Origin of the sequence: Yoonia sp. (assembly GCF_042093035.1) — a bacterium.
In the GTDB taxonomy this organism is placed as follows: Bacteria; Pseudomonadota; Alphaproteobacteria; order Rhodobacterales; family Rhodobacteraceae; genus Yoonia.
Map to the genome: position 1 here is coordinate 1 of NZ_JBELFI010000009.1, position 25242 is coordinate 25242.

At 58.3% G+C, this 25242-nt stretch carries 22 protein-coding genes; 17 read left to right on the plus strand and 5 right to left on the minus strand.

Annotation, left to right across the window (positions count from 1 at the left end; all coding sequences use genetic code 11):
• The 3 genes from ACFDSS_RS02645 to galE all read left to right on the plus strand — a co-directional run.
• Positions 1–768 (plus strand): GDP-L-fucose synthase family protein (locus tag ACFDSS_RS02645; RefSeq protein WP_375254210.1); only part of this gene is annotated, 768 nt, incomplete at its 5' end.
• Positions 765–2183: a mannose-1-phosphate guanylyltransferase/mannose-6-phosphate isomerase gene (locus ACFDSS_RS02650; protein WP_375254211.1), complete on the plus strand. Its 1419-nt coding sequence runs from the start codon at positions 765–767 to the stop codon at positions 2181–2183. The genes ACFDSS_RS02645 and ACFDSS_RS02650, both read left to right, overlap by 4 nt.
• 49 nt (positions 2184–2232) lie before the next feature.
• Positions 2233–3252: a UDP-glucose 4-epimerase GalE gene (gene galE / locus ACFDSS_RS02655; RefSeq protein WP_375254212.1), complete on the plus strand. Its 1020-nt coding sequence runs from the start codon at positions 2233–2235 to the stop codon at positions 3250–3252.
• 3 nt (positions 3253–3255) lie between these two features.
• Here the strand turns inward: galE and ACFDSS_RS02660 are convergent, their stop codons facing one another.
• On the minus strand, positions 3256–4617 hold the full coding sequence (locus ACFDSS_RS02660; protein WP_375254213.1) for a phosphomannomutase: 1362 nt from the start codon (positions 4615–4617) through the stop codon (positions 3256–3258).
• Between the two features lie 143 nt (positions 4618–4760).
• Between ACFDSS_RS02660 and ACFDSS_RS02665 the strand changes: the two genes are divergently transcribed.
• Complete coding sequence (locus ACFDSS_RS02665; RefSeq protein ID WP_375254214.1) at positions 4761–6929, plus strand: calcium-binding protein; 2169 nt, start codon at positions 4761–4763, stop codon at positions 6927–6929.
• Positions 6930–6932: 3 nt separating this feature from the next.
• On the opposite strand, the gene ACFDSS_RS02670 is transcribed toward ACFDSS_RS02665, so the two are convergent.
• Together ACFDSS_RS02670 and ACFDSS_RS02675 are read right to left on the minus strand one after the other, a co-directional pair.
• Positions 6933–8042 (minus strand): polysaccharide biosynthesis/export family protein, encoded by a 1110-nt coding sequence (locus tag ACFDSS_RS02670; RefSeq protein ID WP_375254215.1) that lies wholly within the window; start codon positions 8040–8042, stop codon positions 6933–6935.
• A 72-nt stretch (positions 8043–8114) separates the two neighbouring features.
• Positions 8115–8294, minus strand: a complete 180-nt coding sequence (locus ACFDSS_RS02675; protein WP_375254216.1) for a DUF1674 domain-containing protein — start codon at positions 8292–8294, stop codon at positions 8115–8117.
• 71 nt (positions 8295–8365) lie between these two features.
• On the opposite strand from ACFDSS_RS02675, the gene ACFDSS_RS02680 reads away from it, so the two are divergent.
• The 10 genes from ACFDSS_RS02680 to ACFDSS_RS02725 all read left to right on the plus strand — a co-directional run bounded on the left by ACFDSS_RS02680 (position 8366) and on the right by ACFDSS_RS02725 (position 20471).
• The gene (locus tag ACFDSS_RS02680) at positions 8366–9634 is read left to right on the plus strand and encodes an RsmB/NOP family class I SAM-dependent RNA methyltransferase (RefSeq protein WP_375254217.1); all 1269 of its coding nucleotides are present in this window, start codon (positions 8366–8368) and stop codon (positions 9632–9634) included.
• Between the two features lie 68 nt (positions 9635–9702).
• Positions 9703–11442, plus strand: a complete 1740-nt coding sequence (locus ACFDSS_RS02685; RefSeq protein ID WP_375254218.1) for a heparinase II/III family protein — start codon at positions 9703–9705, stop codon at positions 11440–11442.
• A gap of 18 nt (positions 11443–11460) precedes the next feature.
• Positions 11461–13050 (plus strand): bifunctional phosphoribosylaminoimidazolecarboxamide formyltransferase/IMP cyclohydrolase, encoded by a 1590-nt coding sequence (gene purH / locus ACFDSS_RS02690; protein WP_375254219.1) that lies wholly within the window; start codon positions 11461–11463, stop codon positions 13048–13050.
• Between the two features lie 86 nt (positions 13051–13136).
• Entirely contained in the window at positions 13137–13643 is a 507-nt protein-coding gene (locus ACFDSS_RS02695; RefSeq protein WP_375254220.1) for a signal peptidase II, read from the plus strand.
• A gap of 53 nt (positions 13644–13696) precedes the next feature.
• Complete coding sequence (locus tag ACFDSS_RS02700; RefSeq protein ID WP_375254221.1) at positions 13697–13894, plus strand: DUF3035 domain-containing protein; 198 nt, start codon at positions 13697–13699, stop codon at positions 13892–13894.
• A gap of 84 nt (positions 13895–13978) precedes the next feature.
• Positions 13979–15310, plus strand: a complete 1332-nt coding sequence (locus tag ACFDSS_RS02705; RefSeq protein WP_375254222.1) for a M16 family metallopeptidase — start codon at positions 13979–13981, stop codon at positions 15308–15310.
• Complete coding sequence (locus ACFDSS_RS02710) at positions 15310–16620, plus strand: M16 family metallopeptidase (protein WP_375254223.1); 1311 nt, start codon at positions 15310–15312, stop codon at positions 16618–16620. The genes ACFDSS_RS02705 and ACFDSS_RS02710 overlap by 1 nt, the downstream gene beginning before the upstream one ends.
• A gap of 49 nt (positions 16621–16669) precedes the next feature.
• Positions 16670–18481, plus strand: coding sequence for a DNA mismatch repair endonuclease MutL (gene mutL / locus ACFDSS_RS02715; protein WP_375254224.1), 1812 nt, complete (start codon positions 16670–16672; stop codon positions 18479–18481).
• A complete protein-coding gene (locus ACFDSS_RS02720) occupies positions 18478–19716 on the plus strand; it encodes a DNA recombination protein RmuC (protein ID WP_375254225.1) in 1239 nt (412 codons plus the stop codon). The genes mutL and ACFDSS_RS02720 overlap by 4 nt, the downstream gene beginning before the upstream one ends.
• The gene (locus tag ACFDSS_RS02725; RefSeq protein WP_375254226.1) at positions 19713–20471 is read left to right on the plus strand and encodes an SDR family oxidoreductase; all 759 of its coding nucleotides are present in this window, start codon (positions 19713–19715) and stop codon (positions 20469–20471) included. The genes ACFDSS_RS02720 and ACFDSS_RS02725 overlap by 4 nt, the downstream gene beginning before the upstream one ends.
• Positions 20472–20525: 54 nt before the next feature.
• On the opposite strand, the gene ACFDSS_RS02730 is transcribed toward ACFDSS_RS02725, so the two are convergent.
• Positions 20526–21176: a ChrR family anti-sigma-E factor gene (locus ACFDSS_RS02730; protein WP_375254251.1), complete on the minus strand. Its 651-nt coding sequence runs from the start codon at positions 21174–21176 to the stop codon at positions 20526–20528.
• An 8-nt stretch (positions 21177–21184) separates the two neighbouring features.
• Complete coding sequence (locus ACFDSS_RS02735) at positions 21185–21709, minus strand: sigma-70 family RNA polymerase sigma factor (RefSeq protein ID WP_375254252.1); 525 nt, start codon at positions 21707–21709, stop codon at positions 21185–21187.
• A gap of 255 nt (positions 21710–21964) precedes the next feature.
• On the opposite strand from ACFDSS_RS02735, the gene ACFDSS_RS02740 reads away from it, so the two are divergent.
• From ACFDSS_RS02740 to ACFDSS_RS02750, 3 genes are read left to right on the plus strand one after another with little or no spacing between them, the layout of a single operon-like run.
• Positions 21965–23263 carry an NAD(P)/FAD-dependent oxidoreductase gene (locus ACFDSS_RS02740; protein WP_375254227.1) on the plus strand — a complete coding sequence of 433 codons (1299 nt, stop codon included), beginning with the start codon at positions 21965–21967 and terminating at the stop codon, positions 23261–23263.
• Positions 23260–24018: a DUF1365 domain-containing protein gene (locus tag ACFDSS_RS02745; protein WP_375254228.1), complete on the plus strand. Its 759-nt coding sequence runs from the start codon at positions 23260–23262 to the stop codon at positions 24016–24018. Before ACFDSS_RS02740 ends, ACFDSS_RS02745 begins: the two co-directional genes overlap by 4 nt.
• A complete protein-coding gene (locus ACFDSS_RS02750; protein WP_375254229.1) occupies positions 24015–25241 on the plus strand; it encodes an MFS transporter in 1227 nt (408 codons plus the stop codon). Before ACFDSS_RS02745 ends, ACFDSS_RS02750 begins: the two co-directional genes overlap by 4 nt.
• Position 25242 lies beyond the last annotated feature (1 nt).

Here is a 25242-nt window from a genome sequence, read left to right on the forward strand (position 1 = left end):
GCAAATGCCACGCACCCCGGTGCCTTCATTCATGACAACCTGATGATCGCGGCCAATCTTATCAACGCGGCCCATCAAGCTGACGTGCCCCAGCTTTTGCAACTCGGTTCCTCATGTATCTACCCACGCGACAGCGCCCAACCAATCCCCGAGAGCGCTTTGTTGACCGGCGCGCTGGAACCGACGAACGCACCATATGCGATTGCCAAAATCGCCGCGATCAAGCTGTGCGAAAGCTACAATCAGCAATATGGGCGCGACTACCGCTCTGTGATGCCGACAAACCTTTATGGCCCGCATGACAATTTCCACCCCCAAAATGCGCATGTTCTTCCGGCCTTGATGCAACGCTTTCATGCGGCACGCGTCACGGGACAACCGGTTGTGACCCTTTGGGGCAGCGGCAGCCCACGACGGGAGTTTCTGCACGTGGACGATCTGGCCGAAGCGGCACTGCATGTCATGCGCCTGCCTGCGCATCTCTATCAATCCGCCACATCGCCATTTCAAAGCCACATCAACGTAGGCAGCGGCCAAGACATCGCAATCGCAGACCTCGCAGGGATGATCGCAGAAGTCACAGACTACCAAGGAAGGATCGAAACCGACCCAAGCAAACCCGACGGCACGCCGCGCAAGCTGTTGGATGTTGCGCTCCTCAGCTCTCTGGGCTGGCGGTCACAGATTTCACTGCGCGACGGTCTTTCTGATACCTATGACTGGTTCTGCGCCCAGCTAGAGGCTGGCCGCGAATTGCGTGCGTCATGACACAGTCACGCATTACACCTGTCATCCTATGTGGTGGCTCCGGCACGCGACTTTGGCCAGTGTCGCGCAAAAGTTTTCCAAAGCAGTTTTCCAGACTACTGGGTGACAGCACACTGTTTCAGCACAGCGTCACGCGGCTAACAGGCGATCTCTACGCGCCACCCGTCATCATGACAGGAGAGGACTTCCGCTTTGTCGCCCTCCAGCAACTGCAAGAGATAGAGGTCACGGCCGACAGCGTTCTGATTGAACCAACGCCCCGTGACACAGCCCCCGCCATTTTGGCCGGTGCACTACATGCGTCCCGTGACGATCCCGACCAACTTGTTCTGGTTGCACCGTCGGATCACCTGATCCCTGACGCGGCATCATTTGACGCCACAGTGCGAGCCGCCGTACCTGCCGCGCGCAATGGTCAGATCGTCACCTTCGGGATCGCCCCGGACCGCCCGGAAGCAGGTTACGGCTATCTGGAGGTTGGCGAAGCAACCGGTGATCGGCTGCACAAGCTGCAAGGTTTCGTTGAAAAGCCTGATCTATCCACCGCTGCCGCGATGCTGCACAGCGGGCGATATCTTTGGAACGCCGGTCTTTATCTGTTCACAGCGCGCACGCTTCTGGCTGCATTTGACACCTACGCGCCTCAGATACGCGCCGATGTCGAAAAAGCGCTCGCAAATGGGCAGAAGGACCTTGGCTTCACGCGGTTGGCAGCCGATGCGTGGGCACTGCTCGCGGCCAAATCCATCGACTATGCGATCATGGAAAAAGCGCCCAACCTCTCAGTGGCCCCATTTCATGGCGCCTGGTCCGACATGGGCGACTGGAACGCGGTTTGGCGCGAAACAGAAAACAACGGCGTCGCCTTGTCCGGCGATGCCACCGCAATTGATTGCGACAATGTGCTGCTGCGCTCCGAAGTCGATGGCCAAAGCGTCGTTGGGATCGGGTTGCAGGACATCGTCGCCGTTGCAATGCCTGATGCGGTACTCATCAGCCACAAGGACCGCACGCAAGACGTCAAAGTCGCCGTCCAGCAGCTAAAATCAGCGGGCTCCGCACAGGCGGAGGTCTTCCCGATAGACCACCGGCCATGGGGCTGGTTTGAGAGCCTCGCCACGGGCGCACGCTTTCAAGTCAAACGGATCGTTGTCAAGCCGGACTGCGCGCTGTCTTTGCAGTCACACCACCATCGCTCAGAGCATTGGATCGTTGTGGCCGGTACGGCAAAGGTGACCGTCGGCAACACGCAGGAACTCGTCACCGAAAACCAGTCGATCTATATCCCGTTGGGCACCCGTCACCGGCTCGAAAATCCGGGTAAAGTGCCGATGATCCTGATTGAGGTTCAAACCGGCGCCTATCTGGGCGAAGACGACATTGTGCGCCATCAGGATGCCTATGCCCGTTGTTAAGCGCCGTCAGACTGCATAAAGGTGTTTGCAGGGCGAAAAAGGGATCACAATGCGCGTCTTGGTCACGGGTGGAGCAGGCTATATCGGCAGTCACACATTGCTGGAGCTGATGGCGCAGGGTCATGAGGTTTGTGTTCTTGATAACTACAGCAATGCGACGCCCCAAGTGCTCACACGGGTCCGCGCCCTGTCCAATGGTGAGCTTGGCGATGTAACCGGCGATGTGCGCGATGCCAGCACCCTCGACAATCTCATGCAGGATTTCCGGCCCGATGCCGTCATCCATTTCGCAGGTCTGAAAGCTGTTGGCGAAAGCGCCCGGAAGCCTTTGGCCTATTATGATGTGAATATCAGCGGGACGTTGGCCTTGCTGAACGCCATGTCGCGCGCGGGCTGCAACAAGATCGTCTTTTCGTCCTCGGCCACCGTCTACGGCGAACCGCGATACCTGCCCTACGATGAGACCCACCCAACAAACCCAATGTCGGTCTATGGCCGCACGAAGCTGATGGCAGAGCAAATTCTGACGGATTGGGCCGCGGCAGACGCGCCGCGCGGCGCCGTCTTGCTCCGCTACTTCAACCCGGTCGGAGCCCACGCCTCGGGCGATTTGGGCGAAGACCCGCGTGATATTCCCAACAACCTGATGCCCTTCATTGCCCAAGTCGCGGTTGGCAAACGGGACGCGCTTGCCGTTTTCGGGGATGACTACGACACGCCCGACGGAACTGGTCTGCGCGATTATATCCATGTGGTCGATCTGGCGCGCGCGCATGTGGCCGCTCTGGACTATGCGCAGAGGCACACAGGCGCGCGTCCGTTCAATATCGGAACCGGCCAGAACTACAGCGTGTTCGACATGGTCAAAGCCTTTGAACGCGCGTCCGGCCGAAAAATCCCAACGCAAGTCACCTCCCGCCGTCCCGGTGATGTAGCCGCGATGCTTGCCGATGCCAGCCGCGCCAACGCGGAAATGGGCTGGCAGGCAACCCACGATCTCAATGACATGGCGGCGAGCACTTGGGCGTGGCAATCCAAGAACCCAGATGGATATGGCGCTGACAGCTAGGCCCTAGTCCAAGGCGCGACGCATCGCCTGCCTTGCAGCTATCAGCAGCGCGTCCACCTTGGTCTTGTCGTCCGCTTCGGTGTAGATACGCAGCTCAGGCGCGTTTCCCGATTGGCGCAAATGCAAAAACACATCATCCGCAAGCGACATGCGCACGCCATCCGTTTCATCGACTGCGCAGGCGTCAGCATCAATTCCGCGCAAGAAATCGGCGCGCCCGCTCGGGTCACTGGCCAACATACCGAGGACAGCGGCCGCGCGCTCTGGCGCAATCTCCTGCAATCGGTCACTTGCGGTCACCCGTTTGGGTTCATCCGCCACGAGAGCCGCAACCCCATTCGCGCCGGCAAGCGACAGCACCGCGAAAAGCGGTAACAAAGCATCCCGCGTCATCAAAGGTGCCAACGATCCGGCCTGAAATCCGAGGATGAATCCGCCATTTGCCTCATATCCAACGGCCCGTCCAATATGTTGGGACATCGCCTCAAGCACATAAGGGGATCCGATCTTCGTGCGCACGACCGTATCGAAATGGCCCGAAAGCTCGACACCGGAATTCGATGAGACCGGCGTGACGACATGCGTCGCCCCAAGCCAGCGGGCGGTGATTTGCCCCAGAATATCCCCCGCAACAAGTGCGCCCGTCTCATCTGTCAACAAAGGGCGGTCACCATCCGCATCGGTTGAGACAATCGCATCAAGCCGATGCACGCTCGCCCAGTCCCGGAATTGGTCACGCATCTGCGGTGATACCGCTTCGGTGTCCAGCGGAACGAAATCGTCGCTGCGACCCAAGGCAAATGTGGTCGCACCAAGATCCTGACAAAGCGCAAACAAATGTTCGCGCCCAACCGCACTATGGGCAAAAATACCGATACGCTGCCCCTGCAACGCATCAGGGAAGGCCTGCATGTAGCGCGCACCGTAGAGCGCCATGATATCGTCCCTTTGGCATAAGGGGTGCTTTGGCATGGCGGGACGGTCGCGGTTCAGCGCCGCGACGATCGCCGCTTCGTGTGATTTGCTGATCTCGCCGGTGGGCGTGTAAAACTTCAACCCATTGCGATCAGCCGGGATGTGACTGCCCGTTACCATCACCGCACTTGCCCCGGCCTTGCCAGCCGCCAACGCCAGCGCGGGTGTCGAAACGGGCCCGCAAACAAAGACGTTATGCCCGCAGTTTTGCAAAGCCAGCGCCACCGTTTCGGCAAGCTGCGGCGAAGAGCTGCGCAGATCGTGACCCACAAAGACAGCCTCGCCCAAATCACAGGCAATCGAAAACGCAGCGATATATCGGCGCACGACAGGCTCTGTCAGATCGATGACGCGGCCGCGCAATCCGCTGGTACCAAAACTTGGCGGCATATTAGGCCCCTTAAAACCCCTTAAAGTTGTATATCGCAAAACCTTACACGCCACAAAACCAAATACACCAGTTCTTCAGAAATATGCGCGATCTGATGCGGGTTCCTGCGATTCCCCGACACGTTCAAGGACAAGGAGATGGCATGTTGGAATTGACCTTTAAGGGATTCGCTGTTGATGAGGCGAGCATCGATCATTCGCGCATCACACAACTGGTGCTGCATGAGCTGCCGTTGGGACCGCAGCTTTTTAGTGTCACCCGCTATGACGGGGTTTTACAGCAATGGGATTTGGGCTCAGGCACGATAGAAGTCGGGCAAAACATCGCATTCTCGGGCGCTTTGCAGCTTGGCGGGGCGGGTGCGCTTGGCTTTGTTGAAACGGAAACCGGATTGGCGCTTTTGACCGGCGGCATGGATCAGGACAGATTGCAGCTTGTCACATTGGACGGTGATGGCGCGATGATCGGACAAACTGCGCTGACGTCATTGCCGGCAAGCTTTGCCGGTTTGCAGTACACCACGACCGTGGCCCTGCAAGACGGCACACAGGTCATCTACGGGGCTTTCGCCAACAGCACTGGTATTGCACAGCTTCAATTCAGCCAGGCAGGTGTGTTGCAGGATCAAGCGATCCTGCAAGATCCGACCGCACTCACGGCAGCACAGATCACCGGTACTGCGCAGGTGATGTCTGGCGGTCAGTTTTACCTTTTGACAATCAGCACGGCGCAAAATGGTGTCTCCAGTCGGCTGATTGGTGAAGATGGCACGCTGTCCGAATTCAAATCCATCGGCGTTGATGACGGGCTCTGGATCAACGCGCCAACTGACATGGCGACGGTCACGCTTGGCGGCGTTGGGTACGCGGTGGTGGCGGCGGCGGGCACTGACAGCCTCAGCGTTGTTGAAGTCGGCCAGGACGGCGGAATGATCGTGCGCGATCATATTCTGGACACCCTCATCACCCGTTTCGGCGGTGTCGTGGCGGTTGAGATCATCAAACAGAATGACAAAGCCTATGTTGTGGCAGGCGGCGCGGACGACGGGATTTCCGTCTTTGTTTTGCTGGAAGGCGGCCTGCTGGTACATCGCGCACAGATCGCAGACACGGTCGATTATGCGCTGGATAACGTGAGCGCAATTGCAGGTTTCGCAGGCCAGGACGGATTGGAGATTTTCGTCGCAAGCAGCAGCGAGGCGGGCGTGACCCAGCTTAACTACGACACTGGTGCCGCAGGGATCACCGCGACCGCAGGTCTGGGTGGTGGTTTGCTGCTGGGCACAGGTGGTTTTGACATCCTGCAAGGCCATGATGGTGATGACATCATTAGGGCAGATGCCGGCAACGACATCCTGCGCGACGGCGGCGGCAGCGACCGGCTTACTGGCGGCGCCGGGCGTGACCTGTTTGTGATGACAGCGGATGGCCAGCCGGACACCATCACGGATTTCACATTGGGCGAAGACCAGATTGACCTATCGCTCTGGCCGATGCTGCGCGACAGCAGCCAGCTTAGCATGACCATGCGCAGTGACGGGATGCAGATCATCTATGGCGATGAGACACTGATTGTACAAACTGCAGATGGTGGCCCGATTGACTACCGCGATGTGGCGTCAACCGATTTGATCGGCGGATCACGCGTGCCCGTCAATCTCACGCCCGGATATCCCGGTCCGGCCACACCGGTTGACCTCTTTGGCGGGGCCGAACCCGCAGCCAATCAAGGCGGGCCTTATGACCCGATGACGCCGGTTCGGGAACTCGAAGAAAGCAACCAAAGTATCCTGCGCGATGCGTTAGACCTGCCCACCAGCCCGGCAGACGGATCAGTGGTCAACGGTCAAGGCAACGCCGAAGTCATTTTTGGCACTGAAAACTTTGATCTTCTCTTCGCGGGGGCCGGGCATGATGTCGTGCAAGCAGGCGATGGCAATGACACCCTCTTTGGGCGCGCCGGTGATGATATGCTTTTCGGTGAAGACGGTTCGGACACGCTTTATGGCGGCGCAGGTGACGACTGGCTTGAAGGGGGGTTCGGTGACGATCTCTTGCGCGGGGGCAGCGGTGCCGACACCTTTGTTTTCAACGGTGGTCAGGACGTCATCACCGATTATCAATCCGGTGAGGATACGATCCGGCTTGATCCGAGTCTCTGGACCGGATTGACATCTGCTGCTGATCTCTTGTTTGTTTATGGGGAAACCACTCAAACAGGGATCGCGATCACCTTCGACACGGGAGACAGGCTCCTGATTGAAGATATCTATGACACGGCTGCCCTCGCCGACGATCTTATGCTGTTCTAAGACCTATTGCCCCAAAGTTGATGAAATAGTGCTGCGCAAACCCACCAGAGTAAGCGCAGGACCAAGCGCGCTTTCGGTGCCGTAAATCAGATCGCCATCTTCAAGCATGAAACCGCCCGCGGAAAACACGCCATCGGCGGATGTCAGGTCAATAGTGAAAACAACCCGGTCATTTGGCGGCCCGACAACGCCATCGCGCACATCAGCCGGATCATAGGCGCGCATCACGAGGACTTTCTCGGGATTGCCGCTGCCACCATTCACGCCTCCGATCAGCGACATTGCTTCCAATGCGGAAAAATCATCCTCCGGGAATGCGAATATGGACTGGGAGCCCGTGGAGCCGAGCGTGATAAATTCCCGTTCGTCGTCAATTACAAATATCCGGTCACCGCCTTTCACCGTCGCGTTCAACTGCGGTTCTTCCAACAAGCGCGCGAAAGGGATGCCGTATGTCCGGCCGTCCCTGATAAGACGCACCTGCGGGGACACAAAGGCGGTGTTTGGCCCGCCAGACATGGAAAAGAGCTCAAGAATGGTGAAGTTGCGGGCAGGCAGCGGGTAAAGCCCGGGCGCACTAACGCCAGCGGCAAGATTGACGGTATTTTCGCGCCCGGCTTCAACGGCAAGCTGAACCTGCGCCGATGGTACGGTGCGCACCAGTTCTTCCTCGATCCGTTGACGGGCCGTGGTTGATGACATGCCGCTCACGCGTAACTCACCTATGAACGGGACAAATATCCGACCAGCGGCATCAACTTCGGTGGGGGGCAACGCGGTAAAACCGCCGCCGCCAAAAATCGAATCGTCTTCCGCGTCCCAGATTGAAAGCTGCAGCATATCGCCTTCGGCAATCATCAGACTTGCGGGCTGCTTGCGGGCGTGGATCCAAGGCAGCGGTTCAGCCGTGCGCGCAGGCCAAGCGGCCAAGACCGGCAAGGTGGCGCGGTTCACCTCATAGACCGCAAAATCATAGGCGGGATCCTCGCCGGCATCGGCTGTATTCACGTTGGACGCTGATAAGACCTCAGATGCGAAACCGGCTCCACGCGGCAAGCCGCAGCTAGCGAGCGCCAGAAAGGCGCAAGTGACGAACAGAGGTTTGGCGAACACGGCAGCATCCTTTTCAGCAGTGCACACAATCTACACGTCGCCCAACCAGAGGCAAGCGTTCGCACGCCCTTGTCAGAAATCGATAGCGATGCCTTTTTTCTCCCAATCGCCAAAGCGCACGGGTTCGGGCCCGTCACGTCCACCAAGCTCTGTCGGCAAGGCTTCCGCCTCAGCGGTCTTGCGGCGGGCATCAGCTTCGGCCAGGGCACGTTTCGCAGCGGGGGGGAGGTCTTTTTTCACTTCGTCGGTCATGGGGGCCGTCTCCTTGTCGCGGGCACAGCTTTGATATACCCCGCGCGCAGCCAGCTTCAAGTGAGACACCCATGACACAAACCGGCCTGCCTGCCCGACGCACAGCCCATCATCTACTGATGGAAATCACCCAAGACGGGCGGCTGATGGCCGAATTGATCGCAGGCGGCGCATTGGCACGACTGGAAAACGACGACCGCGCCCGCGCCCAGCGCCTTGCCACAGATACATTGCGTGGCTTGGACCGCGCCGACCGGATGTTGAAGCCCTATCTGAAGAAAGCACCGCCGCCGCATGTAATGAACGCCCTGCGTTTGGGTGTGATTGAGCTTTGCGCAGGCGAAGCGGCACATGGTGTCGTCAACGCCTATGTCGAAATCGTTGCACGCAACAAACGCACGCAAGCGATGAAAGGGCTGACCAACGCGGTCTTGCGCAAAATTGCAGCCGAGGGGCCCGCCGGTTGGACCAAGCGCGCGATCCCTCTGACACCGGGCTGGTTGCGCCAGCCATTGGTGGCGGCTTGGGGGCGCGACGCGGTCACTGGCATCGAGGCGGCGCATTTTTTGGGCGCACCTTTGGACCTGACACCCAAAGCGGATGCCAATGACGTTGCCAAAGCCGTTGGAGGCGTCGTTCTGCCAACGGGGTCGGTGCGTGTTGTCAACGCCGGTCAGGTTTCGGCCCTGCCCGGCTTTGAAACGGGCGACTGGTGGGTGCAGGATGCAGCAGCAGCCCTGCCTGTAAAATTGCTCGGCAATGCAAGTGGTCTCAAGGTGCTTGATCTTTGCGCGGCCCCGGGCGGAAAGGCAATGCAACTGGCAGCTTTGGGCGCCAAGGTCACCGCCGTGGATCTGTCGGAACGACGCATGGCGCGGGTGACAGAAAACTTGACGCGGGTCGGGCTTCAGGTGCGCACGATTGTCAGCGATGCTTTCGAATTTGATGAAACTGGCTTTGATGCGATTGTCCTTGATGCCCCCTGCTCTGCGACAGGTACAATCCGGCGGCATCCTGACCTGCCCTATGCCAAGGACGGGTCAGAGTTTGGCGCATTGATGGACCAGCAAGGAGCGATGATCGACCACGCGCTCGGCTTGTTGAAGCCGGGTGGGCGGCTTGTGTTCTGTACCTGCTCGCTTTTGCCAGACGAAGGCGAAGTACAAGTTGAAGCGGCATTGTCCCGCCATCCCGGCGTGACAGCTGAAACGCCGCAACCTGCCGGGACTGATTCGGCCTGGGCGACACCTGAAGGTGGCCTGCGTCTGCGTCCTGACTATTGGGCGGATCAAGGTGGGATGGACGGCTTCTACATGGCGGTCTTGCGAAAGCCCGCGTGACTTGAAACCAATCTTGTTGCAAGGTCTGGGAAAACACTTCTGACGCATTTCAAGCAGGGCAGCGGGACTTGGCACAATCCACCACATGGCGACAGCGCCGCATCCAGTCCATGCACCGCTATCATGCGCGGCGCGCAGCGCGCAGCAAAATCGCCACACGGTTTGTCTCCCCGCCTGAACCCAACAGCATTGGCGTTGTTGAAAAGGGGCAGCAACTGGTCGCCGGTAAGTTTCTGTTTTCTGGCCTCTATCTTGAAGACCCCAGCATCTCCATTTGGGACATCGCACCAGACAATCACAACGTGAGAGATGAGTTGCAAGGCTGCACATGGCTCGATGATCTGGCCGCATTCGGCGATGAAACCGCAAGATTGCGCGCGCAGGATTGGGTCTTTGATTGGATCGCGCGTTTCGGCAACGGACGGGGCGAAGGATGGACGCCCGGTATCACGGGCCGCCGCGTCATGCGCTGGATCAACCACGGGCACTTGTTACTGCGCGGCCAAGACAAAGACGCAAGCGCGCAGTTTTTCCAAAGCCTCGCACGGCAAACGCTTTTTCTGGGACGTCGTTGGCAGGCCTCCGCGCCCGGATTGCGCAGATTTGAGGCGCTGGCAGGCACGATTTATGCAGGTCTGTCGCTGGAAGGTCTGGCAGACCAAACAGGCCCCGCGCTGACGGCCCTGAGCGATGACTGCGAAACTCACGTTGATGAAGGTGGCGCAATCACGACACGCAACCCCGAAGAACTGCTTGAGATCCTGAGCCTGTTGAATTGGACCGTGCAGGCGCTGGCGGCGGCCGGACAGGATGTGCCTGCGCCAATCACACACGCAATCGAACGAATTGCACCCGTCCTGCGGGCCTTGCGACACGCGGATGCCAATCTGGCGCGTTTTCATGGTGGCGGGGCTGGCATTGACGGGCGGCTCGATCACGCGCTGGCCGCGTCCGGTGTGCGGGATGCCCCCGACAATGGGCTGCATATGGGCTTCGCGCGGTTGACTGGCGGACGAACAACGCTGATCGCGGACGCAGCAGCACCTCCCGGCGGTGCCGCATCGGCAGATGGCCACGCAAGTACGTTGGCTTTCGAACTCACGTCTGGGCGGCGTCCTCTGATCGTCAACTGTGGGTCCGGAGCGCGTTTCGGTGCCAAATGGCGGCGGGCCAGCCGCGCGACACCCAGCCATTCCACGACGATGATCGAGGGGGTCTCATCTTCGCATCTGGCCCATATGCGCTTTGGCAAGGAATTACTGACTGCTCGGCCAGATGTCGTCCGCGGCAATGTCATTGCCAACGCTGAGGGTCGCCGGCTGGAGATGTCGCACAATGGCTATCAGGCAAGTCACGGGCTGACACATGGGCGGATACTGCAAATGTCAGTAGACGGGCGCAGTCTGGATGGCGACGATATTTTGGCCACGCTCGACGATAGGGACAAGGCAGTCTTTGATCGCGCGAAGGCGCAAACCGGTCTACGCGGCATTCCGTTTGCTTTGCGGTTTCATTTGCACGCTGATGTTGAAACCTCTCAAGACAAGAACGGGCAGACCATCGCGATGCGCCTGAAATCCGGTGAGGTTTGGGTCCTGCGCCACGATGGGCAGGCAGAATTGCGCCTTTTGCCATCAGTTTATCTGCAAAATGGACGATTAGTGCCACGTCCGGCGCAACAGGTGGTTTTATCCGGCAGCGCAATGGCCTATGCGACACGCGTCCGTTGGTCTTTGGCCAAGGCACGTGACACGCCTGACGTCGTGCGTGATTTCGTGCAAGCCGATCCGATGGAATTTGATACCTAAGCCTCATCGGGGACCCATATGACCGACCTTGCACCACTGCGCCGCGCGCTGCTTTCCGTTTCCGACAAAACCGGGCTGATTGAGCTTGGACAAGCGCTCGCTGCACGCGGGGTTGAATTGCTGTCGACGGGTGGGTCGGCAAAGGCGTTGCGCGATGCGGGCCTTGAAGCGCGCGATGTCGCCGATGTGACAGGCTTTCCTGAGATGATGGACGGGCGCGTGAAAACGCTTCATCCGGTCGTGCATGGTGGCCTGCTTGCGCGGCGCGATCTGCAAGGTCATCGTGATGCGATGGTCGAACATAACATCGGGCCTATCGACCTGCTTGTGGTCAATCTTTATCCGTTTGAGGAAACAGTCGCCAAAGGCGCAGATTTCGATACCTGCATCGAAAATATTGATATCGGTGGTCCGGCGATGATCCGATCCGCAGCCAAGAACCATGCTTTCGTGAACGTCGTCACAGATGTCGAAGACTACGCTGCTTTGCTGGCCGAACTCGACGCGAATGACGGGCAGACGACGCTGGCGCTACGCCAAAGCCTTGCACAAACGGCTTATGCGCGCACTGCCGCCTACGATACCGCCGTCAGCAGTTGGATGGCGGGCGCCATCAACGCCGAAAGCCCGCGCCGACGGTCATTCAGCGGCACCTTCAAGCAAGTGATGCGCTACGGCGAAAACAGCCACCAAAAGGCGGCTTTCTACACCGACGGAACCAACCGTCCCGGTGTCGCAACCGCTGTGCAACATCAAGGCAAGGAACTGTCTTACAACAACATCAACGACACCGATGCCGCGTTTGAACTTGTGGCTGAATTTGATCCGGCAGACAGCCCGGCGGTCGCCATCATCAAACATGCAAACCCATGCGGCGTGGCCCGTGGCGCAACGCTGCTTGAAGCCTATCAGAACGCTTTCGACTGCGACCGCACCAGCGCCTTTGGCGGCATTGTCGCGCTGAACCAGCCTTTGGATGAGGCCACCGCGAAAGCCATCGTCGAAATCTTCACCGAGGTCGTGATTGCACCCGGCGCATCCGATGCTGCCAAAGCCGTCTTTGCGACGAAAAAGAACCTGCGTTTGCTGACAACGGAAGGCCTACCGGACGTCAAAACGCCGATCACGACCTATCGTCAGGTCGCTGGTGGCATGTTGGTGCAGGACAAGGACACCGGATTTGTGGGGATGGATGACCTCAGGGTTGTGACCAAACTGGCCCCGACAGAAGCACAGATGGCCGATCTTTTGTTTGCTTGGAAAGTGGCCAAACACGTCAAGTCAAATGCGATCGTCTACGTCAAGGACATGGCCACCGTTGGCGTTGGCGCAGGACAAATGTCGCGTCTTGATAGCGCGCTGATTGCGGCCAAAAAGGCGGAACGCATGGCCAAGGCAATGGGCCTTCCCGCGCCTTTGACAAAAGGGGCCGCCGTTGCGTCCGACGCGTTCTTTCCCTTTGCGGACGGCCTGATGGAAGCGGCGGGGGCGGGGGCAACCTGCGTGATCCAGCCGGGCGGCTCGATGCGCGACGATGAGGTAATCGCGGCGGCCGATGAAGCCGGCATCGCAATGGTCTTTACCGGAATGCGACACTTCCGGCACTAAATCTTGATCGTGTCTATGGCACGGACGGCCCCCGATCTTCCTCATCTGAGGGGGCTATCCTCTGTTGCTCTGCAAAGGAAACGACGATGAAACTGATGTTCTGGACGGGCTTTGGGATTTTCCTGTTGGATCAGGCTCTAAAGTTTTTTGTCCTGTTCGGGGTCTTCAATTTGTCTTGGGCGCAGGTGACAACCTCCTCTGACCGATTACCCTATCCGCCCTCGGTTGAGGTATTCCCACCGTTCCTCGTGTTGCGCATGGCATGGAACCGTGGCGTCAATTTTGGACTTTTCGCGGAATTCGACATGCGCTGGGTGTTGATCGGGGTCGCATTTGCGATCACCGCGGTCGTGATCTGGTGGTTGAACCGGGTGGATGGCAGCAAATGGGTGCATATCTCAGGCGGGTTCCTGATCGGGGGGGCAATGGGCAACGTGATTGACCGTTTCTTCTACGGCGCGGTCGCGGATTTCCTGAACATGTCCTGCTGTGGTTTCAGCAACCCTTACGCCTTCAATGTCGCCGATATTGCGATTTTCATCGGCGCAATCGGATTGGCTTTTCTTGCGGACGACAAAAAGAAAGCCGCATAGACGCTGGCCCGCGATTGCGCTAAAAAAGTCCAAAGTGTCAAAGGATGCAAAAAATGCGCGCACTCACTCTCTCTGGATTGGCCCTGACATTGCTTGCAGCCTGCGGCGGTAATGTGGATGGAAAGGAATTCCGCGATGTCGGACAAGAGCAAAGCAACTTCCGCGTGACACCCGCTGCCCCGCTTGAAACACCCGCGACGCTGGCTCTGCCGCAACCGACACCGGGCGGTGAAAACCGCGCTGAACAGTAAACCGACCTCACAAGCGCGTATGACGTCTTGAACCCTGCGGTGGCAGGCGTATCTCCCTATACAAGATTTGCAAAAAGGGTACCCATGAAACGATTGTACGCCGGACTGGCTTTGCTTTTGTCCTCAGTGGCCGCACAGGCCGAAGAGGTGACGACGTATACGCTCGACAACGGAATGGAAGTTGTTGTGATCGAAGACAATCGCGCGCCAGTGGTTGTGCAAATGCTGTGGTATAAGGTTGGCTCCGCCGATGAGCCGGTTGGCGCATCCGGTGTGGCGCATTTGCTTGAACATCTTTTGTTCAAAGGCACTGACGTGCTTGCACCCGGCGAATTCTCGGCCACGGTAGCGGCCAACGGGGGCCGCGACAATGCGTTTACCAGCTATGATTATACGGCTTATTTCCAGCGCATCGCGTCAGACCGGCTTGAGTTGATGATGCAGATGGAAAGCAACCGGATGAACAATCTGCGCATCACAGCCGAGGACGTCGAAACAGAACGGCAGGTGGTGCTGGAAGAACGCAATCAACGCACTGAAAACAGCCCCGGCGCTTTGGCCCGTGAGCAATTCCGTGCCGCCTTGTTCCAAAACCACCGCTACGGCGTGCCGATTATCGGCTGGAAACACGAGATGGAGCAGCTGGATCTCCAGGATGCTCTCGATTTCTACGACTTGTACTACGCCCCCAACAACACCGTTTTAGTCGTCGCCGGTGATGTCGATCCGGATGAGGTTCTGGCATTGGCAGAGCGGTATTATGGCGTGATCCCCGCCGAAGAAAACCTGCCGGTGCGCGAGCGTCCGCAAGAACCGCCCCAAAGGGCCGAACGGCGTATTACATATGTCGATGAACGTGTCAGCCAGCCCTATCTGGCGCGCAGCTACCTCGCCCCCGAACGCGATCCCGGCGCACAGGAAGATGCCGCAGCGCTCGTTTATTTGGCTGAACTTCTTGGCGGGTCGTCCTTCACTTCGGCACTTGGTCAGGCGCTGCAATTCGATACCCAAACGGCCATCTTCGCAAGCGCGTCATACAATGGCTCCAGCCTTGATACAGGGACTTTCGGGCTTGTTGTCGCACCGGCAGATGGTGTCAGCCTATCCCAGGCAGAAGCGGCGATGGATGCTGAAGTCGCAGCGTTTATGGCGCGTGACATTGACCTTGAGCGGATGGAAAGCATCCGCGCCCAACTGCGCGCCTCTGAAATCTACGCCATGGACGACACCCAAGCCCTTGCCCAGCGCTATGGCGCGGCCCTGACGCAAAGCCTGACCGTTGCCGATGTGCAAGCTTGGCCCGATATCCTGCAAGCGGTCACGCCAGAAGACGTCAAAGCCGTGGCCGAAAAGGTGCTGAACCGGGATCAAGCTGTCACCGGCTGGGTCGTCGCAACCCAAGAGGAGGCACGCTGATGCTCCGTTTTATCACTGTCATCTGGCTGGCAATCAGCGCAACAGCTGCGCAGGCTGAGATTGACATCAAACAAGTGACTTCGCCGGGTGGGATTAATGCCTGGGTTGTTGAAGAACCTTCTATTCCCTTTATCGCCCTTGAAATCCGTTTTCGCGGTGGCGCGGCGCTGGACGCGCCGGGTAAACGGGGCGCGATCAACTTGATGACCGGTCTGTTGGAAGAGGGCGCGGGTGACATGTCCGCGCAAGAATTCCAGTCCGCGCGCGAAGCGCTGGCCGCCAGCTACAGTTTCCGGTCCTTCGATGATACAATATCAATCTCGGCCCGGTTTCTGACGGAAAACAAGGGTGAAGCGCTGGACTTGTTACGACAGGCGCTGGTGGACCCCCGCTTCGATCAAGAAGCTTTGGACCGTGTGCGTGCGCAGGTTTTGTCGGGGATTGCAGGGGATGAAAAAGACCCCAACGCCATCGCCAGCGCCACCTTTAACGCCTTGGCATTCGGCGATCACCCCTATGCATCCTCACGCCAGGGCACCGCTGAAAGCGTGACGGCCCTGACCCAAGACGACATGTTTGTTGCCCATCGCAATGCGCTGACCCGTGACAGGCTCTATGTGGCGGTCGTGGGCGACACAACCGCAGAAGCCGTTGGTGAGATGCTCGATGAATTGCTCGGCGGCTTGCCCGCCACTGGCGTCCCCGCGCCGGATGATGCGGAATTTGCGCTCGAAGGCGGGGTCACGGTGGTGGATTTTGACACGCCGCAGTCCGTGGCCTTCTTCGGGCAAAAGGGTCTCAAACGGGATGATGAGGATTTCTTTGCAGCATTCATCCTCAACCACATCCTAGGAGGTGGCGGGTTTGAATCGCGACTGATGCAAGAGGTCCGTGAAGAGCGCGGCCTGACTTACGGGATCAGCACATCGCTGGTCCCGATGTTCCATGCAGAGTTGATGCTGGGACAAGTCGCATCAGCCAACGAAACAATCGCAGAGGCGATTGACGTTACGCGCAGCGAATGGGCGCGGATGGCAAATGAAGGTGTCAGTGCGCGGGAACTTGCCAGCGCCAAGACCTACCTCACCGGAGAATACCCGCTACGCTTCGACGGCAATGCCGAAATCGCCAAAATCATGGTCGGGATGCAAATGGTCGGACTTTCGCCGGACTACGTCATCAATCGCAATGATTTTGTCGAAGCTGTCACATTGGAAGAGATCAACCGCGTCGCATCGGAACTGATGCAACCGGATGATTTGCACTTTGTTGTTGTGGGGAAACCGGTTGGTCTGACCAGCACCAATTAGCACTTTTCACCCTCGTAGAATCGCGGATGGCCATGCTATAACTTGTGGCATGGCCATCGCAGACCCCCAAATAAAGCAAAAGCCCGTGATACGGCAACTTGACGACGCCGCAATCAACCGAATTGCAGCGGGTGAAGTCTTGGAACGCCCTGCGTCGGCCGTCAAAGAGCTGGTTGAAAACAGCATCGATGCGGGGGCCAGCCGGATCGAGATTATCATCGCGGATGGTGGCAAAACCCTGATCCAAGTAACCGATGATGGCTGCGGGATGTCACCGGACGATCTACCCTTGGCCTTGTCGCGCCATGCGACCTCAAAAATCGACGGCACCGACCTGTTGAAAATCACATCCTTCGGGTTCCGCGGCGAAGCTTTGCCCTCTCTCGGCGCAACGGGCCGCCTGTCCGTCACATCGCGCGCAACAGGTGAAGAGGCCGCACAGATCACTGTCGCAGGTGGCAAGGCAGAAGGCGTGCGCCCTGCTGCACTTTCGGCAGGCACCGTCATTACGCTGCGCGACATGTTCTACGCGACCCCTGCCCGCCTGAAATTCCTGCGCACCGACCGCGCAGAGGCGCAAGCCGTCACGGATGTGGTCAAGCGGCTGGCAATGGCAGAACCTTTCGTGACCTTCATCCTGCGCGATGCCTCCAAAGGCGACCAGCGCACGGTGTTCCGGGCGGATGCGGAAAGCGGCGACCTGTTCGATGCGCTGCATGGACGCTTGCGGACGGTTTTGGGCAAGGACTTCGCCGAAAACGCGCTGGCAATTGATGCGGAACGTGACGGTTTCCACCTGACGGGCTACGCAGCACTCCCGACTTATTCACGCGGCGCGGCTGTAGCCCAATATCTGTTCGTGAACGGACGCCCTGTGCGGGACAAGATGTTGCTGGGCGCACTGCGCGCCGCCTATATGGATGTCCTGTCGCGGGACAGGCATCCGGTGGCGGCGCTTTTTATCGACTGTGATCCAACGCTTGTTGATGTGAACGTTCATCCCGCGAAATCCGAGGTCCGCTTCCGCGACCCCGGCACCGTGCGCGGCCTGATCGTATCTGGGTTGCGGCACGCTTTGGCGGATGCGGGGCATCGTGCCTCCACAACTGTGGCCAATGCGACGCTTGGCGCTTTGACGCCTGAGCCAACGACCGCACGCGTGTATCAAATGGACCGACCCAGCTTCAGCGCGCGGTCTTTGACGTTTCAGGCGCAAGCACCGGGGTTTCAAGAAGCACCTTCCGCCCGGATTGAGCCCGAAACGGCGGATGAACCGCATGATCTGCCATTGGGGGCCGCCCGCGCACAGGTGCATGAGAACTACATCATTGCGCAGACCGAAAAAGGCATTGTGATCGTTGACCAACATGCAGCGCATGAACGGCTGGTCTATGAAAAGCTGAAAGCGCAAATGGCTGAAAACGGTGTCGCGGCGCAGGCGCTTCTGATCCCCGAAATCGTGGAACTCTCCGAAAACGAAGCGGCGCAATTGCTGGAGATTGCAAACGATCTATCGCGTCTGGGCCTTGGGATCGAACCCTTCGGCGGTGGTGCCGTCGCGGTTCGCGAAACGCCTGCAATTTTGGGCGAGGTCAACGCCGCCGCGATGATCCGCGATATCGTCGATGAACTGAGCGATCAGGGCGATAGCGCCTCCGTGCAAGCCAAAATCGAGGCGATCCTTAGCCGTGTTGCGTGCCATGGGTCAATCCGGTCAGGGCGCCGGATGCAAGCCGCTGAGATGAACGCGCTGCTGCGCGAAATGGAAGCCACGCCGCGGTCCGGCCAGTGCAACCACGGGCGGCCGACGTATGTCGAACTCAAACTCAGCGATATTGAACGGCTGTTCGGGCGCACATGATACAAATTGGTGAAACCACGATTGATTTAGGCGATCCGCTGACACTTGCGGCGCTGATTGCGGGTGCTGTCGCGCTTTTGATCGTTGTCATTTTGCTCGTCACCTTGCAGCGCGCAGGACGGGCCAGCGACGCGGTTGAGATGGTTGCAACGCAGCTTGGACGCATGTCGCAGGACGTCCAATCGCTTGGGCACGGCCAACAGCAGCTTGCCGGAAACATCCAGATGGTGAGCGACGCGCAGGCCAATGCGCAAGTGCAGACCGTGCAAACGATGGAGGCGCGTCTGGCAGAGGTGCAGGCACATATGGCCGAAAGGCTCGCTGACAATGCCCTGAAATCTGCGCGCTCTTTGTCCGACATGCAGGAACGGATGAAGGACACGCTCACCGGATCATCCGAGAAAACCACCAAGAGCCTGACGGAATTGCAGGAACGGCTTGCGACAATCGACAAAGCGCAAACGAACATCGAAAAATTGTCGGGCGATGTGTTGTCGTTGCAGGATATTCTGTCGAACAAGCAGCGGCGCGGGATGTTCGGGGAAATCCAACTGACCGATATTGTCTCCAAGGCGCTGCCTGCTGATAGCTATGCATTGCAAGCAACGCTCTCCAACGGCAAGCGGGCCGACTGTTTGGTGCACTTGCCCAACCCGCCGGGGCCAATTGTCATCGACGCGAAATTCCCGTTTGAGGCCTATGAAGCCTATGCCGCCGCCGACACCCAACAGATGCAGCAAGTGGCCTTGCGCGATTTGGGCCAAGCCGTCCGCAAACACATCAAGGACATCAGCGACCGCTACATCATTGAGGGCGAAACAGCCGATGGCGCGATCATGTTCCTGCCATCGGAGGCGGTTTACGCGGAACTGCACGCACGCCTGCCAGAGGTCGTGCGTCTGGGATTTGATGCGCGGGTTTGGATCGTTTCGCCCACCACCTGCATGGCGACGTTGAACACGATGCGCGCGATCCTCAAAGATGCGCGGATGCGCGAACAGGCGGGCGAAATCCGCAAAGCGCTGCGGCTTCTGCACCGCGATGTCGAAATCATTGGCGAGAAGGCTGGCAAGCTTGAGACGCATTTACGACAAGCTGGCGACGACGTGTCCGGTGTGCTGACTGCGGCCACGCGCGCTGGCAAGCGCGCCGACCGCTTGGATAACTTCGATTTCGAGGAACTCAGCCCGGAGCAAGACCAAACACCCGTCGCGGTAATACCCCCCAAACCATGAGCCAACGCGTCTTCATAACAGCCGGGGCCGGTGGTATTGGCCGGGTGATCGCGCAATCCTACGCCGAACAGGGGGCGCAGGTTTACCTTTGCGATCAGGACGAAGCCGCCATCGCGCACTTGCCGGGCAATATGGATGGCACAAAGGTCGATGTCACCGAAGAGGCCGCCGTTGATGCGTGGCTGCAAGCAGGATTGGACGCTTATGGCGGTTGCGACGTTCTGATAAACAATGCAGGCGTCGCTGGGCAAGCTGACCCGGTGGAACAACTCGACCTGACCCAGTGGCGGCACTGTTTGGCGGTCAATCTGGATGCCCAGATGCTGACCACGCGGCGCGTTGCCCCGGCAATGAAAGCGCAAAAGTCCGGTGTTATCATCAACCTGTCGTCGACGTCCGGCCTTTTTGGGGTCCCCTTCCGCGCGCCCTATGCGGCGGCGAAATGGGCTGTAATCGGATTTACCAAGACAATCGCCGCAGAATTGGGGCCATACGGCATCCGCTGCAATGCAATCTGCCCCGGTGCCGTCAGCGGCGACCGGATGGACCGCGTCCTTGCCGCCGAAGCTAAGGCGCGTGGCGTGACGCCGGATGATGTGTATGAGGACTACGCTTCAGGAAGCTCACTTCGCCGCTTCGCCGAACCCGATGAAATCGCGGGGCTTTGTCTATATTTGTCGTCTGACGCGGGCAGGTTTCTATCCGGGCAGGCCATTGCGGTGGATGGCAACACGGAAACCTATCACACCGTTTAACGACAAACGCCCCGGAAAAACCGGGGCGCAGAGAGCGGTGGTGGCAGAAATCTCCTAGATGCCAATGAAGCGTTGCGCCAGCCGTGGTACAAACCCGTTGAAGCGCAACGGTGCATCCGTCGCCGCAAGGCAGATACAATCCAATCCTTCGGCGGCAACAGGCGTGTGGTTCAAATCCTCATTTGCGACTTCAACGTCGCCGGTCGCAAAAAGATCATCTTCATCCATAAACGCGCCTTGCAACACCAAGGTCAGCTCTGTGCCCTGGTGCCCGTGATCCGGCACGGCAGTCCCCGCGGGAATACGCAACAAGCGCACGCTGGCGTCGTCGGATGTGTTCAGAACAAACTGGCTGACGCCGCCGCCGACCTTGCGCCACTTGAGGCTATCAATGTCGCCGCTCACGTAATCCTGCAAAGGGCCCGGAAACACAGAGTTCTGCGTGCGAACGGGCGCTGGCGTTTCGGCAAAGCGACCATTTTCAATTAACGCAAGCGTTGCTGCGAGCGCATCCTCTGCAACATCAACCGGATCCGTCTCCAGCATCACCTCACCGCCAACGGCTTCATATTCTGCCAATGCGGCACGGCAGGTATCGCACATGGTAATATGGGTTGCGACCACCAGATTGAACGCTTCCGGCAAAGTGCCGGCGGCGTATCCCATAAGCAGCGGCTCGGTCAGGTGGTGTTTGATTTGCTTCATGTTTTTCATCACTTCATTGCGTGGCGTAAGCGGTCTAACGCCAACCGTATCCTTGATTTTATAGTCCCCAGCGGCAGCCCCGTCTCTGCGGCAATTTCGCTGTGGCTCAACTCGCCAAAATAGGCGCGTTCGATCAGCTTTCGTTGTTCGGGTGGCAATGTCGCCAGCGCCTTACCCAGTTGTTCTGTCTCTTGTTGCATCCCCAATGCATCGGCCTGATCCGGCTCTGCTTCGGGGCCCCATGGTAAATCTTCGGGCTCCGGCCTGCGCTGCTTGCGCAGCAAATCAATCTTTCGATTTCGGGCGATGGTAAATATCCATGTGGATACACTCGCCTTTGTAGGATCAAAAAGATGGGCCTTATTCCATAGGGTTGCCATGACCTCTTGTGTACATTCCTCTGCCAGATCCGGGCTGGCCCCCGATTTCATCAAAAATGACTTCACCCGCGGGGCGAAGTAAGCAAACAGCTCTGCAAACGCAGACCGGTCTTTGTCGTCACGCACGGCATGGATTTGTGCAACCCATTCCATCCGTTTCGCTGATAACTCCGCCGTCACGATCCGCTTTCCCGCCTTGCCTGTGAATTGTCTACCAGCATCATCATATGGCGCGACAACCAAGGGCGCATCAACTTTCGAGAGGAGCGAATTCTCTGTCAACATGTAAGGGTTACGGCGCGGATCAACGATTGGATCACCTGTCGTGATGTTTTCTTGTGATCTAGCTAAGTTGTTGTGGCGTAAGAAGAAGGGTAAAGACAATACAAGATACCGGAGCCAAGATATATGCCATTCGAAACTGGAAACACCGCAGCCAGAAAAATTGCGGTCATCGGGGCAGGTATTTCGGGGATGGGGGCCGCGCATACGCTTGCGCAACAACACCGTGTTGTCTTGTTCGAAGCGGAAAAGCGGCTGGGTGGACACGCGCGCACGCGGATGGCTGGCAGAAACAACGACCAGTCGGTGGATACCGGCTTCATCGTTTTCAACTATGCGAACTACCCAAATCTGACCAAACTCTTTGAACACCTCAATGTGCCTGTTACCAAGAGCAACATGAGCTTTGGGGCTTCATTCAACGGTGGCCAGCTGGAGTACGGTCTGGCCGGGCTTGATGCGCTCTTTGCCCAGCGGCGCAATGCGGTCAATCCGAAATTCCTGCGGATGGTCCGCGATATTCTCAAATTCAACGCCGAGGGTTTGGCCGCCAGCGAAGATGAGAGCCTGACCATTGGGCAGCTGATGAAAAAGCTGAACCTGAGCACCTATTTCCGCGATCATTACCTGCTGCCGTTTTCCGGCGCCATCTGGTCAACGCCAAAGGAAAAGATCCTCGATTTTCCTGCCTATGCGATGATGCGATTTTTCGACAACCACGCGCTGCTGGGCGCAACGGGTCAACATCAATGGTACACCGTTGACGGTGGATCGATTGAATACGTCTCTCGGCTTGGGGCGGATATGGTGCAGCGCGGCATCGACATCCGGCTTGGCGCGCCAATTGATGCTGTGCGGCGGACCGGCAATGGCGCGGACGTCAAGGCGGAAGGTTGCGAATGGGAAAGCTTTGATGAGGTCGTCTTCGCCACCCATTCAGATGACACGTTGCGGATGTTGTCAGATGCGACCGCAGTGGAGCAATCGGTCCTGGGCGCTGTACGCTATCAACACAACAGTGTTGTCCTGCACTCGGATACCTCAATCATGCCACGGCGGCGGCAGGTGTGGTCCTCCTGGGTCTATACTGAAGACGCGCAACGGACGGACACTGAGATCAACCTGACCTACTGGATGAATTCCTTGCAGCCGTGGCTAAAAGGTGAGGACATGATGGTCACGCTCAACAGCAAACGCCCGATCAGGCAAGAGCTGATCTGGGATGAGGTGTCGCTTCGCCATCCGGTCTACGATCTTGAGGCAATTGCAGCACAAAAGATGGCGGCCGCGATAAATGGCACGCACCGCACATGGTTCTGCGGGGCTTGGATGAAGAACGGTTTTCACGAGGATGGACTGTCCAGCGGCTTGGATGTCGTGGCCGCATTGAACGCTACTGACCGTCTGCAAATGGCGGCAGAGTGACATCGCCCATTCATCATATCGCTGGTGAAACCTACCACGGGCGGCGGGGTGGCGTGAAGAACGCCTTCCGCTACGCGATAGACTACGTCATGCTGGATGCAGAGGCGGCGGACGCGACACCGCGTCTGTTTTCGCGCAATGCTGGCAATCTGATGTCGCTGCAAGACACAGATCACGGCGGCCCGCCGAAGTCGGGAAAAGGGGCCGCTTGGGTGCGCGACGTGCTGGCCGCCCACGACATTCACGACACCAAACGGATCGACATACTCGCCCAGCCGCGACTGCTTGGCCATGTGTTCAACCCTGTTTCTTTCTGGCTCTGTTATGATGACGCAAATGTTCTGCGCACGGTGATTGCAGAGGTGACGAACACCTTTGGCGACAGGCATTCCTATCTGTGCCGCCATGATGACGGGCATGAGATCACGAAAGACGACACGATTGCCGCACGAAAACTTTTGCATGTCTCTCCGTTCCAGCCCATCGAGGGCGGCTATACGTTTCGTTTTGACATCCAGCCGGATGCCATTGGGATCTGGATTGATTATTCGCGCGGCAACGGCGGGTTGATCGCGACTCTGTCTGGCACCCGCAAACCAATCACGAACGCCGCGATCCTCAAAGCCGCCCTGCGCCGGCCGTTTGGATCGAGACGGGTTCTGGCGCTGATCCACTGGCAAGCAGTCAAGTTGTGGTGGAAGGGCGCGACTTTCCGGTCGCAACCAAAACCACCGTCGCAAGACGTCAGTAGATGAAAGCCCTGCAAGACCGTCTGCCTGCCTACACGGTTTTCGCCGCTGTCCTCTCAGGTGCTGGGTTGCCGATCTATATTTATGCGCCCAAATACTATGCAGACACTTTTGGCGTCAGCCTGACGACACTGGGCACCCTGCTTTTTGCAATGCGGCTGTTTGACATGATCCAGGACCCTGTACTGGGCTGGATCAGCGAAAGACTGACGCGCGCAAAAAAGATCACGATCACGCTGGCTGCACTGGTCATGGCTTTGTCGATGATCGGCCTGTTTGCTGTCGCCCCGCCGATCAATCCGCTCTGGTGGTTTGGGATCACGATCACCGGACTGTTCACGGCGTTCAGCTTTCTGACAATCAACTTCTACGCCCAAGGCGTAAACAAGGCTGGCGATGGTCCTGAGGGCCATGTCAGACTTGCGGCATGGCGCGAAAGCGGCGCGCTGACGGGCGTTTGCATTGCGGCCGTGATGCCAACCGTTTTGATCGGCGTCGTGGCTGATCCGTTTGCGGCCTTCGCCTATGGATTTGCCGCGCTGACCGTAATCGCTGCCTCCTTCATGTGGCCAGAGTGGAAAGGCCGTGTGGACCAGGAACCATCGCAGATCAGCACGATTATCCGCGACAATACTGCGCGCAAGCTCCTGATTTTGGCCTTGGTTAACGCGACTCCCCTCGCCGTTTCCTCGACGCTTTTCCTGTTTTATGTGGAAAGCAAATTGCGGGCCGAGGGCTGGGAAGGCGCGCTGTTGGTCCTTTTTTTCCTGGCTGCGGCGATCTCATCGCCGATCTGGTCGGCACTGGCGCGGCGGTTTGGGGCCAGGCCGGTTTTGATCTGCGCGATGATCCTTGCCGTTGCCTCATTTGCCTACACGCTGACTTTATCACCCGGCGATGTGATCCCGTTTGCGATTATCTGCGTATTAAGTGGTGCAACGATAGGGGCAGACCTGACACTTCTGCCGGCGATGTTTGCGAAACGGATGGCCGCGATCTCTCCCCTTGGGGGGCAGGGGTTCGGTCTTTGGAATTTGGTGAACAAGTTTACGCTTGCTTTCGCCGCGGTAGTTTTACTGCCGCTTCTGGAACGATCCGGCTTTCAGGCCGGGGCAACCGATTTGCCCGCTGAAGCCATTGCGATGTTGACGGTGCTTTACGCGCTTGTGCCGTCACTTTTGAAACTTGTTGCGATCGGCTTGCTGATTGCGACGAAACTTGAGGACTAAA